This is a genomic window from Pseudomonas sp. 2995-1, assembly GCF_002742505.1.
Classification (GTDB): domain Bacteria; phylum Pseudomonadota; class Gammaproteobacteria; order Pseudomonadales; family Pseudomonadaceae; genus Aquipseudomonas; species Aquipseudomonas sivasensis.
This window is the reverse complement of the sequence record NZ_LJSA01000604.1, coordinates 54,952-67,483: the sequence shown is the minus strand read 5'-3', so window position 1 is coordinate 67,483 and position 12,532 is coordinate 54,952. Positions and strand designations below refer to the sequence as shown.

The window sequence follows — 12,532 nt, the reverse complement described above, 5'->3', positions numbered from 1 at the left end:
AACGTAAACGCCGATCATACCCGTATTAAGAGAAGCTGCGAAGCAGCATCCGCGAGAAAGCTAACCATGGTTGAAAATAGCGAACTACGCAAAGCCGGTCTTAAAGTGACTCTGCCACGAGTCAAGATTCTACAAATGCTCGATTCTGCTGAGCAGCGCCACATGAGTGCCGAGGATGTTTACAAGGCGCTGATGGAGTCTAATGAGGACGTTGGCCTAGCCACGGTTTACCGTGTACTGACCCAGTTTGAAGCCGCAGGGCTGGTGGTTCGTCATAATTTCGACGGCGGTCATGCAGTGTTCGAATTGGCCGACGGTGGTCATCATGACCATATGGTTGACCTGGATACCAATGAGGTTATCGAGTTCACTAGCCCAGAGATCGAAGCGCTGCAGCATAAGATTGCTGAGGAGCATGGATTCGATTTGGTTGACCACAATCTCGTGTTGTACATCCGTAAGAAAAAGTAAAAATCGATGCAGATTCGCTCTGCAAAACGATTGAAGGCGACCCTAGGGTCGCCTTCGTGCTTTCTATATAAGGAAAAGTTTGGGTCAGGCCTTGGTGGTTACTACCATCTTCTTAGCGTGTGCTAAAGACTCTTTAGTCAGGTCGATACCCCCGAGCATTCGGGCCACTTCTTCAACGCGTTCCGACTTGCTCAGCTTAGATACTGCCGTGTGCGTCGCATCGCTTCCTCTTACCTTGTGCACAAATAAGTGTTGATGCCCCTGGGCTGCCACTTGTGGCAAGTGAGTGACCGTCAGTACCTGCCCTCGATCTCCCAGGCGACGCAGCAACTGGCCAACAATCTCCGCGGTAGGGCCGCCGATGCCTACGTCAACCTCATCGAACACCAGCGTCGGCACCCGGGATGTTTGCGCAGTAATCACTTGGATCGCCAGGCTGATACGCGACAGCTCGCCACCGGACGCGACCTTTGCAAGTGCCTTGAGCGGTTGTCCTGGGTTGGCGCTGACCAATAGCTCAACCTGCTCCAGGCCGTGTGGCTGCAACTCAGTAGTGGTGTTGGCGCGCAATTCAATAGTGAAGCGCCCGCCCGGCATGCCCAGGCGCTGGATTTCCTGCTCAACGGCATCTGCCAGACTGCTGGCGGCCTGTTGGCGCAGCTCGCTCAGTTCGCGGGCCTTTTCCTGGTAATGGCGGGCAAAAGAGCCGAGCTCTTCGCCTAGTCGCTCGATGGATTCGTCATTCGCGTTCAGCGTCTCGATTTCATCCAGCAGCTTTTGCTGCATGGTTGCCACTTCAGTGGGTTGGATTCGATGTTTGCGCGCCAGGGTGTAGATGGTGTCAAGACGCTCCTCTATTTCCTGCAGGCGCGCCGGGTCGGCGTCGAAATGATCCAGGAAGCGGTTGAGCTCGCCCACGGCTTCTTCTACTTGGATTTGCGCACTGGTCAGTAGGGTTGTGGCTTCACTCAATGAGCCCGAAGCGCTGTTAACGCTGGACAATCTGTTTAGGCTCGCCGTGAGCGCATTGAGCACGTTGCCGGAGTCGCTCTCGCTGCACTGCTCAACCACTTGGCGGCAGATACCCAGCAGGGTTTCGGCGTTGGTGAGGTTCTTGTGTTCCTGCTCCAGTTGTTCGAGCTCAGTTTCTCCAAGACCCAGGCTTTCCAGTTCTTCAAGTTGATAGCTGAGCAGTTGGTGGCGAGCGCGCTGCTCGTCGCCGGAGTTGGACAGTCGTTCCAGCTCCTGGCGAGTCTGGCGCCAGCGCTGAGCAGCCAGTTGTACTTGCCGGGCAAGGTCGGTTGCGCCGGCGTATTCGTCGAGCAGGCGGCGGTGGGTATCGGTTTTGAGCAGGGACTGGTGCTCATGCTGGCTATGAATGTCTATCAGCAGTTCACCCAGGGCTTTCAGGTCGCCGAGGGGGCAGGGCGTTCCATTGATATAGCCGCGCGAGCGTCCTTCGGCAGTGATGACGCGGCGCAGGATACATGGGCCGTCATTATTGAGGTCGCGCTCGGCTAGCCAGACTTCGGCTTCGGGGATATCGGCGAGGTCGAAGGTGGCCAGGATGTCGGCCTTGTCAGCCCCTGGGCGCACTACGCCACTATCGGCTCGGTCGCCCAGGGTCAGGCCCAATGCGTCGAGCATGATCGACTTGCCGGCGCCGGTTTCGCCTGTGATTACGCTCATCCCGCGATCCAGTTCGAGATCCAGATGTTCAACGATGGCGTAGTTATGTACGGACAGGTGCACGAGCATGAAGGCCGCTCCCAGGCTTTAGATATGGTTATTTATACAGTGTTTTGTTTGGGGCTGACAATCCTGATGCTTAGCTCGATTTGCTCGGTCGAGCAGGTTTTTTAGCGCAAAGAAGAATGGTGGTGCGGGAATTGATCTGTGGCAGGCGAAAGACTTTTGGTAACGCCTGCGCCCTTGAACCTGGAAATTGTGGCCCCATATACCGGAACAGAAGCGCGAGTTGAGTTCGCGCATGATTTTGAAAGGAGAAATCTATGGCTGACGAACAGACGCAGGATACGCAAACTCCAGACGCCAATTCGGCTGCCGGTGATGAACTGGCAACTCGTGTGCAAGTGCTCGAAGAGCAGTTGGCCGCTGCGCAGGATCAGTCGTTGCGTGTTGCCGCCGATCTGCAGAACGTCCGCCGCCGTGCCGAGCAGGATGTAGAAAAAGCTCACAAGTTCGCGCTGGAAAAATTCGCCAATGACTTGCTGCCGATCATCGACAGCCTGGAGCGTGGTCTTGAATTGTCTAATCCGGATGACGAAAACATCCGCCCGATGCGCGAAGGTATTGAGCTGACCTTGAAAATGTTTCAGGACACCCTGAAGCGTTATCAGCTCGAAGCCATCGATCCGCAAGGCGGCGAACCGTTCAATGCTGAGCATCACCAGGCTATGGCCATGCAGGAAAGCCATGATCTGGAACCTAATAGTGTGTTGAAAGTGTTCCAGAAGGGTTATCAGCTCAACGGCCGTCTGCTGCGTCCGGCAATGGTAGTGGTGAGCAAGGCTCCTGCACCGGTTGCACCTTCTATTGATGAGCAGGCTTGAAATCCGCCGCAAGGCCCCCATCTATAAGTCAAGCGTTTAAGTGCTACCGCAGTTAGCCACCACTGCTGCGGCAACCAAATTCAAGTTTCGGGAGAGTAAATCATGGGCAAAATTATCGGTATTGACCTGGGGACCACCAACTCCTGCGTCTCCGTGCTGGAAAACGGCGTAGCAAAAGTAATCGAAAACGCCGAAGGCGCGCGTACCACGCCGTCGATCATTGCTTACGCCAACGACGGTGAAATCCTGGTTGGTCAGTCGGCCAAGCGTCAGGCAGTGACTAACCCGCATAACACGCTGTACGCGGTAAAGCGTCTGATCGGTCGTAAGTTCGACGAAGAAGTCGTACAGAAAGACATCAAGATGGTTCCGTACAAAATCGCCAAGGCTGACAACGGTGACGCTTGGGTTGAAGTAAACGGCCAGAAAATGTCGCCGCCACAGATCTCGGCTGAAATCTTGAAAAAGATGAAGAAGACTGCCGAAGACTACCTGGGTGAGACAGTGACTGAAGCGGTGATCACCGTTCCGGCCTACTTCAACGACAGCCAGCGCCAGGCGACCAAAGACGCCGGCCGCATCGCGGGTCTGGACGTAAAACGTATCATCAACGAACCAACCGCAGCTGCTCTGGCTTACGGTATGGACAAGGCCAAAGGCGACCACACTGTGATCGTTTATGACCTGGGTGGCGGTACCTTTGACGTCTCCGTGATCGAAATTGCTGAAGTGGACGGCGAACACCAGTTCGAAGTGTTGGCTACTAACGGCGACACCTTCCTGGGTGGTGAGGACTTTGACATTCGTCTGATCGACTACCTCGTTGACGAATTCAAGAAAGAAAGTGGCATGAACCTCAAAGGTGACCCGCTGGCGATGCAGCGCCTGAAAGAGGCCGCTGAAAAAGCCAAGATTGAGCTGTCTTCCGCTCAGTCGACCGACGTTAACCTGCCGTACATCACGGCAGACGCTACCGGTCCTAAGCACTTGAACGTGAAGATCTCTCGCGCCAAGTTGGAAGCGCTGGTTGAAGACCTGGTTCAGCGCACTATCGAGCCTTGCCGCATCGCTCTGAAGGACTCCGGTATCGACGTTGGTGCTATCAACGATGTAATCCTGGTGGGCGGTCAGACCCGTATGCCACTGGTTCAGAAGTTGGTTACCGAGTTCTTCGGCAAAGAAGCACGTAAAGACGTAAACCCGGACGAAGCGGTTGCCATGGGTGCTGCCATCCAGGGCGCGGTATTGGCCGGTGATGTGAAAGACGTGCTGCTGTTGGACGTTAGTCCGCTGACCCTCGGTATCGAAACCATGGGTGGCGTGATGACTGCGCTGATCGAGAAAAACACTACGATTCCTACTAAGAAATCCCAAGTGTTCTCGACTGCCGATGACAACCAGGGTGCTGTGACCATTCACGTGCTGCAGGGTGAGCGTAAACAGGCTGCTCAGAACAAGTCCTTGGGCAAGTTCGATCTGGCTGAGATTCCACCAGCACCACGTGGCGTGCCACAAATTGAAGTGACCTTCGACATCGACGCCAACGGCATCCTGCACGTCGGCGCGAAAGACAAGGCTACCGGCAAAGAGCAGAAGATCACCATCAAGGCCAACTCCGGTCTGTCTGATGAAGAAATTCAACAGATGATTCGTGATGCTGAAGCCAATGCTGATGCGGATGCCAAGTTCGCAGAACTGGCTGGTGCTCGTAACCAGGGTGACGCACTGGTTCACTCGACGCGCAAAATGATCGCTGATGCTGGCGAGAAAGTGACCGCTGAAGAGAAGGCCGCAATTGAAGCCGCTGTAGTTGCGCTGGAAGCCGCTGTAAAAGGTGACGACAAGGCGGCTATCGATGCCAAGGTTGAGGAGCTGTCGAAAGTCTCCGCGCCAGTTGCTCAGAAGATGTACGCCGAACAAGGTCAGCCTGCTGACGCTGCTGCGCAACAGGCAGAGCCTGAAGCCAAGCACGACGACGTTGTCGATGCTGAGTTCGAAGAAGTTAAAGAGACCAAGTAAGTTGGTCGCCCGGTTGACCGCTATCAAGCGGTGACTGGTAGGATGTCGCCGCGCGGGAGCTTGCTCCCGCGTTGGCGTGTCTGGGGTATGTGAATTTTTACAGCATGCGACAACGTTCGGATGCTGGCGGTGTGATCGGGGATGCTCCTGCTTTCCGATCAATAAATACCGCGTTTTTGGCCGGGTCCCTGGCTAAAAAGTAGTAATGACCAGGATCGTTGAATTGACGTGAGTTGGGTCCGGGCCTGTATTGGGGCTCAACGAGTTTAGTCGGGCTCAGGAGGGTCTGGCTGAACGTCCTTAAGAGTGCAAAGACTTATGGCAAAGCGTGACTATTACGAAGTATTGGGTGTGGAGCGCGGCTCCAGCGAGGCGGACCTTAAAAAGGCTTACCGTCGCTTGGCGATGAAGCACCACCCGGACCGTAATCCGGATAGCAAAGAATCCGAAGAAATGTTCAAAGAGGCCAACGAGGCCTACGAATGTCTGTCTGATCCCAACAAGCGTGCAGCCTACGACCAATATGGTCATGCGGGTGTCGACCCAAGTATGGGGGGCGGCGGTGCTGGTTTTGGTGGTCAGAACTTCTCCGATATTTTCGGTGACGTATTCAGTGACTTCTTTGGCGGTGGCCGGGGTGGTCAGCGTGGTGGCGCCCAGCGTGGTAGCGACTTGCGTTACACCCTGGAACTGAACCTGGAAGAGGCCGTGCGCGGCACCAGCGTCAATATTCGCGTACCGACGTTGGTTAACTGCAAGCCGTGCGATGGTTCGGGGGCTAAGAAAGGCTCTTCGCCGATTACCTGCCCAACCTGCGGAGGTATCGGCCAGGTTCGTATGCAGCAGGGCTTCTTCTCGGTGCAGCAGACCTGCCCGCGCTGCCATGGCCAAGGCAAGATCATTTCCGATCCGTGTGATTCGTGCCACGGTGAGGGGCGCGTCGAAGAGTACAAGACCCTCTCGGTGAAAGTGCCGGCTGGTGTTGATACTGGTGATCGTATTCGCCTTTCTGGCGAGGGCGAGGCCGGGACGCAGGGTGGACCAACGGGTGACTTGTACGTAGTGATCAATGTGCGCGAGCACTCGATCTTCCAGCGCGATGGTAAGCACCTGTTCTGCGAAGTGCCGATCAGCTTTGTCGATGCAGCCTTGGGTGGCGAGTTGGAGATTCCGACCCTTGATGGTCGAGTCAAGCTCAAGATTCCTGAGGGGACGCAGACCGGTAAACAGTTCCGCATCCGTGGCAAGGGCGTAGCGCCGGTGCGCGGTGGCGGTGCTGGCGACCTGATGTGTCGTGTTGCGGTGGAAACTCCCGTCAATCTGGGGCGCCGTCAGCGTGAACTGCTTGAAGAGTTCCGCAGTTCGTTGGAGGGCGACGACACCCATTCGCCGAAAACCACTGGCTTCTTCGAAGGCGTGAAGCGCTTCTTCGGCGACCTGTAAGGAAGTGAGTATGCGACGTATAGCCGTAATGGGCGCTGCCGGGCGCATGGGCAAGACGCTGGTCGAAGCAGTGCAGCAGCGTTCGCCGGCCTCTGGGCTGACGGCGGCGATTGTTCGCCCTGGCAGCACGTTGATTGGTGCGGATGCGGGTGAGTTGGCTTCGCTGGGGCGTATCGGTGTGTCGTTGTCCGGCAACCTGGAGCAGGTGGCTGACGAATTCGACGTGCTGATCGATTTCACGCTACCGGAAGTGATGCTGAAAAATCTCGCATTCTGCCGTAAGGCGGGCAAGGCGATGGTGATCGGTACCACGGGTTTGACTGCCGAGCAGAAGCAGTTGCTGGTGGAGGCGGGCAAGGATATTCCTGTCGTCTTCGCTGCCAACTTCAGTGTTGGCGTGAACCTGTCGCTCAAGTTGCTGGATATGGCGGCGCGCGTGTTGGGTGATGAGGCGGATATCGAGATTATCGAAACGCATCACCGTCACAAGATCGATGCGCCGTCGGGCACAGCGCTACGCATGGGCGAAGCTATTGCTGATGCGCTGGGGCGTGACCTGTCTAAAGTGGCCGTTTACGGTCGTGAAGGCCATACCGGTGCGCGAGCGCGTGACACCATTGGCTTTGCGACCGTTCGCGGTGGTGATGTTGTGGGTGACCACACCGTGCTGTTCGCTACCGAGGGCGAGCGCCTGGAAATCACACACAAGGCTTCCAGTCGCATGACATTCGCCAAGGGGGCGGTGCGTGCTGCGCTCTGGTTGGAAGGTCGTGAAGCAGGCCTGTACGACATGCGCGATGTACTGGATCTTCACTAATCAGTAGCTAAAACGGGGGCTCAGGATTATCCTAAGGCCCCGTTTTTACCCGCTAAGCGACGTCCTGTCGCATTCTCCTGCCTTTAAGGCTCATTAGCGGTGGACCAAAAAAGCCTTTTTCTGTAAGCTACAGCTTTAGTGTGTCCACTAAAAGCGCGCAGAATAATTCAGTGAAGAAGCGGGGTGACGTGTCCATACGTCACTCCGCTTTTTTACAACCTGCGATCGCCCTTTCAGGCTTTATTTACGGGAGGTCTTCTTGACTAAGCCAGCCATACTCGCCCTTGCTGATGGCAGCATTTTTCGCGGCGAAGCCATTGGAGCCGACGGTCAAACCGTTGGAGAGGTGGTGTTTAACACCGCCATGACCGGCTATCAGGAAATCCTTACCGATCCTTCCTACGCCCAGCAAATCGTTACCCTGACCTATCCGCACATCGGCAATACCGGTACCACACCGGAAGACGTCGAGTCTGATCGTGTATGGTCGGCCGGCCTGGTCATTCGTGACCTGCCACTGGTTGCGAGCAACTGGCGTAACACGATGTCGCTGTCGGATTACCTGAAAGCCAATAACGTTGTGGCGATCGCCGGTATCGATACGCGTCGCCTCACACGCATCCTGCGTGAAAAAGGCTCGCAGAATGGCTGCATCATGGTCGGTGACAATATTTCCGAAGAAGCGGCGATTGCCGCGGCGCAAGGCTTCCCAGGCCTGAAAGGCATGGACCTGGCGAAAGTCGTCAGCACCAAGGAGCAGTACGAGTGGCGCTCTACGGTCTGGGACTTGAAGACCGATAGCCACGAGACCATCGACGCGGCTGACCTGCCTTATCACGTGGTCGCTTACGACTACGGCGTTAAATACAACATCCTGCGCATGCTGGTTGAGCGCGGTTGCCGCGTGACCGTTGTTCCTGCGCAAACCCCGGCCAGCGATGTTCTGGCCCTGCAACCGGACGGTGTGTTCTTGTCAAACGGCCCGGGTGACCCGGAGCCTTGCGACTATGCCATCCAGGCCATCAAGGAAGTGCTGGAAACCGAGATTCCGGTATTCGGTATCTGCCTGGGCCACCAGCTGTTGGCGTTGGCCTCCGGTGCCAAGACTCTGAAAATGGGTCATGGCCATCACGGTGCCAACCACCCTGTGCAGGACTTGGATACAGGCGTTGTGATGATCACCAGTCAGAACCACGGGTTTGCGGTGGATGAAGCGACCTTGCCGGGCAACGTCCGGGCAATTCACAAGTCGCTGTTCGACGGTTCCCTTCAAGGCATCGAACGCACCGACAAAAGCGCGTTCAGCTTCCAGGGCCACCCTGAAGCCAGCCCGGGCCCGAACGACGTAGCGCCGCTGTTCGACCGTTTCATTAATGAGATGGCCAAGCGACGCTGACTGAGCGGCCTGCGGGCGGCCCCGAAACCCGGTGGCCCCCGCAGGTTCTTCAAAGATTGTTCAAGACGGCTTGCCGATTGACCTGCGGATTTGAGTGACAAACCCATGCCAAAACGTACAGACATAAAAAGCATCCTGATTCTCGGCGCTGGCCCGATCGTAATCGGCCAGGCTTGCGAATTCGACTACTCCGGCGCCCAGGCTTGCAAGGCCCTGCGCGAAGAGGGCTACCGCGTCATCCTGGTGAACTCCAACCCGGCCACGATCATGACCGACCCGGACATGGCTGACGCCACCTACATCGAGCCGATCAAATGGCAAACTGTTGCCAAGATCATCGAGAAGGAGCGTCCGGACGCCCTGTTGCCAACCATGGGTGGCCAGACCGCTCTGAACTGTGCCCTGGACCTGGAGCGCGAAGGCGTCCTGGAAAAATTCGGCGTAGAGATGATCGGCGCCAATGCCGACACCATCGACAAGGCTGAAGACCGTTCGCGTTTCGACAAGGCCATGAAATCCATCGGCCTGGCGTGCCCGCGTTCCGGCATCGCCCACAGTATGGAAGAGGCCTATGCGGTTCTGGAAACCCTCGGTTTCCCGTGCATCATTCGTCCGTCCTTTACCATGGGCGGCACCGGTGGCGGCATCGCCTACAACCGTGAAGAGTTCGAAGAAATCTGCGCCCGTGGTCTGGACCTGTCTCCGACCAAAGAGCTGCTGATCGACGAGTCCCTGATCGGCTGGAAAGAATATGAGATGGAGGTTGTCCGCGATAAGAAGGACAACTGCATCATCGTCTGCTCCATCGAAAACTTCGATCCGATGGGCGTGCACACCGGTGACTCGATCACTGTTGCTCCTGCACAAACCCTGACGGACAAGGAATATCAGATCCTGCGTAATGCCTCCCTGGCGGTATTGCGTGAGATCGGTGTGGAAACCGGCGGTTCCAACGTCCAGTTCGGCATCTGCCCGGACACCGGTCGTATGGTCGTGATCGAGATGAACCCGCGTGTTTCCCGTTCGTCGGCCCTTGCCTCTAAAGCTACCGGCTTCCCGATTGCGAAGGTCGCGGCCAAGCTGGCTGTGGGTTACACCCTGGACGAGTTGTCGAACGACATCACCGGCGGCAAGACCCCTGCGTCCTTCGAGCCGTCCATCGACTACGTAGTGACCAAGCTTCCACGTTTTGCCTTTGAGAAATTCGCCAAGGCTGACGCGCGTCTGACCACTCAGATGAAGTCGGTCGGCGAAGTTATGGCCATCGGCCGTACGTTCCAGGAGTCCTTGCAGAAAGCTCTGCGTGGTCTGGAAGTGGGGGTTTGCGGCCTCGACGAGAAGCTCGACCTGAGCAACCCGGAAAGCATGAGCGTGCTCAAGCGTGAGCTGACTGTGCCGGGCGCCGAGCGTATCTGGTACGTCGCTGACGCCTTCCGTGCCGGTATGACTGTCGAAGACATCTTCGGCATGAACATGATCGACCCATGGTTCTTGGTACAGATCGAAGATCTGATCAAGGAAGAAGAGAAGGTCAAGACCCTGGGGCTGGCTAGCATCGACCGCGACATGATGTTCCGCCTCAAGCGCAAAGGCTTCTCCGATCAACGCCTGGCCAAACTGCTGGGTGTGACCGAGAAGAACCTGCGCACGCATCGCCATAAGTTGGACATCTTCCCTGTCTACAAGCGCGTTGATACCTGTGCGGCCGAGTTCTCCACCGATACCGCGTACCTTTACTCCACCTACGAGGAAGAGTGCGAGGCTGCGCCGTCGGGTCGTGACAAGATCATGATCCTGGGCGGCGGTCCTAACCGTATCGGCCAAGGCATCGAGTTCGACTACTGCTGTGTGCACGCCGCGCTCGCTCTGCGCGCCGACGGGTACGAGACCATCATGGTCAACTGCAACCCGGAAACTGTTTCCACCGACTACGACACCTCTGATCGCCTGTACTTCGAGCCAGTGACACTGGAAGACGTGCTGGAAATCGTGCGCGTTGAGAAGCCGAAAGGCGTGATCGTGCAGTATGGCGGCCAAACCCCGCTTAAACTGGCGCGTGCGCTTGAGGCTGCTGGAGTGCCGATTATCGGTACCAGCCCGGACGCTATCGACCGCGCTGAAGACCGTGAACGCTTCCAGCAAATGGTTGAGCGCCTTAACCTGCGTCAGCCGCCAAACGCTACCGTGCGCAGTGAAGACGAAGCCATCCGTGCAGCCAGCAAGATCGGCTATCCGCTGGTGGTGCGTCCTTCCTATGTGCTGGGCGGTCGGGCGATGGAAATCGTATACGAAGAGGACGAGCTCAAGCGTTACTTGCGTGATGCGGTGAAAGTGTCCAATGACAGCCCGGTGCTGCTGGACCACTTCCTCAACTGCGCCATCGAAATGGACGTCGATGCGGTTTGTGACGGCACCGACGTGGTGATCGGCGCGATCATGCAGCACATCGAGCAGGCAGGCGTTCACTCCGGTGACTCCGCATGCTCGCTGCCGCCATATTCGTTGCCGCTGCACATCCAAGATGAGATGCGCGAGCAGGTCAAGAAAATGGCCCTTGAGTTGGGTGTTGTCGGCCTGATGAACGTTCAGTTGGCGCTGCAAGGCGAAGACATCTACGTCATTGAGGTTAACCCACGTGCTTCGCGTACCGTACCGTTTGTATCCAAGTGCATCGGTGTGTCCCTGGCCATGATCGCTGCCCGTGTGATGGCTGGTAAGACCCTGAAGGAAATCGGCTTCACCAAGGAAATCATTCCGAACTTCTACAGCGTGAAAGAGGCGGTGTTCCCATTCGCCAAATTCCCTGGTGTGGACCCAATCCTGGGCCCAGAGATGAAGTCCACCGGTGAAGTGATGGGCGTGGGCGATACCTTCGGTGAGGCATTTGCCAAAGCTCAGATGGGCGCCAGTGAAGTGCTACCGACCGGCGGAACTGCGTTTATCAGTGTGCGTGATGACGACAAACCACTGGTTGCGGGCGTTGCCCGTGATCTGATCAGCTTGGGCTTTGAAGTAGTTGCCACAGCAGGTACCGCCAAGCTGATCGAAGCGGCAGGCCTGAAGGTGCGACGCGTAAACAAGGTGACGGAAGGCCGTCCGCACGTGGTCGACATGATCAAGAATGACGAAGTTACTCTGATCATCAACACCACCGAAGGTCGTCAGTCGATCGCGGATTCCTACTCTATTCGCCGTAATGCCTTGCAGCACAAGATCTACTGCACCACCACCATTGCTGCTGGCGAAGCTATCTGTGAAGCGCTCAAGTTCGGTCCGGAAAAGACCGTGCGCCGCTTGCAGGATCTACACGCAGGATTGAAGGCATGATCAAATACCCAATGACCGTCCAGGGCGCAAAGGCCCTGGAAGAGGAGCACGCCCATCTGACCAAGGTCGTACGTCCTAAGTTGAGCCAGGACATCGGTACGGCCCGCGAGCTGGGTGACTTGAAGGAAAACGCTGAATACCACGCTGCTCGCGAGCAGCAAGGTATGGTCGAGGCGCGGATCCGTGACATCGAAGGGCGCATGCAGAATGCGGTCATCATCGATGTCACGACCATTCCGAAAACCGGCAAGGTGATTTTCGGCACGACCGTGGAAATCGCTAACGTCGAGACGGACGAAAGCGTGGTCTATCACATCGTTGGCGAAGACGAAGCTGATTTCAAACTCGGCAAGATCTCTGTCGGTTCGCCGCTGGCCCGCGCCTTGATTGCCAAGGAAGAGGGTGATGTGGTCGCTGTAAAAACACCTGGTGGCGTGATCGAGTACGAGATTGTTGAAGTTCGTCACGTCTGAAAGGCGGCGCCCG

The 12,532-nt window shown here is 56.7% G+C and carries 9 protein-coding genes; 8 read left to right on the top strand and 1 reads right to left on the bottom strand.

The genetic code is table 11. The features are described from left to right. Positions 1-66 precede the first annotated feature (66 nt). A complete protein-coding gene (gene fur / locus AOA61_RS28545) occupies positions 67-471 on the top strand; it encodes a ferric iron uptake transcriptional regulator (RefSeq protein ID WP_003194220.1) in 405 nt (134 codons plus the stop codon). An 84-nt stretch (positions 472-555) separates the two neighbouring features. On the opposite strand, the gene recN is transcribed toward fur, so the two are convergent. Then, positions 556-2,229: a DNA repair protein RecN gene (recN, locus tag AOA61_RS28540; RefSeq protein WP_032884707.1), complete on the bottom strand. Its 1,674-nt coding sequence runs from the start codon at positions 2,227-2,229 to the stop codon at positions 556-558. A gap of 254 nt (positions 2,230-2,483) precedes the next feature. Between recN and grpE the strand changes: the two genes are divergently transcribed. The 7 genes from grpE to greA all read left to right on the top strand — a co-directional run bounded on the left by grpE (position 2,484) and on the right by greA (position 12,519). After that, complete coding sequence (grpE, locus tag AOA61_RS28535) at positions 2,484-3,044, top strand: nucleotide exchange factor GrpE (protein ID WP_017139264.1); 561 nt, start codon at positions 2,484-2,486, stop codon at positions 3,042-3,044. Positions 3,045-3,146: 102 nt separating this feature from the next. Next, entirely contained in the window at positions 3,147-5,063 is a 1,917-nt protein-coding gene (dnaK, locus tag AOA61_RS28530; RefSeq protein WP_032884708.1) for a molecular chaperone DnaK, read from the top strand. A gap of 318 nt (positions 5,064-5,381) precedes the next feature. Beyond that, a complete protein-coding gene (gene dnaJ / locus AOA61_RS28525; protein ID WP_032884710.1) occupies positions 5,382-6,506 on the top strand; it encodes a molecular chaperone DnaJ in 1,125 nt (374 codons plus the stop codon). A 10-nt stretch (positions 6,507-6,516) separates the two neighbouring features. Beyond that, the gene (dapB, locus tag AOA61_RS28520; RefSeq protein ID WP_032884711.1) at positions 6,517-7,323 is read left to right on the top strand and encodes a 4-hydroxy-tetrahydrodipicolinate reductase; all 807 of its coding nucleotides are present in this window, start codon (positions 6,517-6,519) and stop codon (positions 7,321-7,323) included. Between the two features lie 259 nt (positions 7,324-7,582). Further along, positions 7,583-8,719 (top strand): glutamine-hydrolyzing carbamoyl-phosphate synthase small subunit, encoded by a 1,137-nt coding sequence (gene carA, locus AOA61_RS28515; RefSeq protein ID WP_032884712.1) that lies wholly within the window; start codon positions 7,583-7,585, stop codon positions 8,717-8,719. Positions 8,720-8,824: 105 nt separating this feature from the next. Then, on the top strand, positions 8,825-12,046 hold the full coding sequence (gene carB, locus AOA61_RS28510) for a carbamoyl-phosphate synthase large subunit (protein WP_032884713.1): 3,222 nt from the start codon (positions 8,825-8,827) through the stop codon (positions 12,044-12,046). Beyond that, entirely contained in the window at positions 12,043-12,519 is a 477-nt protein-coding gene (gene greA, locus AOA61_RS28505) for a transcription elongation factor GreA (RefSeq protein WP_032884714.1), read from the top strand. Before carB ends, greA begins: the two co-directional genes overlap by 4 nt. The last annotated feature ends 13 nt before the right edge of the window (positions 12,520-12,532 follow it).

What these genes read in the sequence shown, in the direction of transcription:
- fur (WP_003194220.1), top strand. Translation starts at nt 67, where the DNA reads ATGGTTGAAAATAGCGAACTACGCAAAGCCGGTCTTAAAGTGACTCTG.
- recN (WP_032884707.1), bottom strand. Translation starts at nt 2,229, where the DNA reads ATGCTCGTGCACCTGTCCGTACATAACTACGCCATCGTTGAACATCTG.
- grpE (WP_017139264.1), top strand. Translation starts at nt 2,484, where the DNA reads ATGGCTGACGAACAGACGCAGGATACGCAAACTCCAGACGCCAATTCG.
- dnaK (WP_032884708.1), top strand. Translation starts at nt 3,147, where the DNA reads ATGGGCAAAATTATCGGTATTGACCTGGGGACCACCAACTCCTGCGTC.
- dnaJ (WP_032884710.1), top strand. Translation starts at nt 5,382, where the DNA reads ATGGCAAAGCGTGACTATTACGAAGTATTGGGTGTGGAGCGCGGCTCC.
- dapB (WP_032884711.1), top strand. Translation starts at nt 6,517, where the DNA reads ATGCGACGTATAGCCGTAATGGGCGCTGCCGGGCGCATGGGCAAGACG.
- carB (WP_032884713.1), top strand. Translation starts at nt 8,825, where the DNA reads ATGCCAAAACGTACAGACATAAAAAGCATCCTGATTCTCGGCGCTGGC.
- greA (WP_032884714.1), top strand. Translation starts at nt 12,043, where the DNA reads ATGATCAAATACCCAATGACCGTCCAGGGCGCAAAGGCCCTGGAAGAG.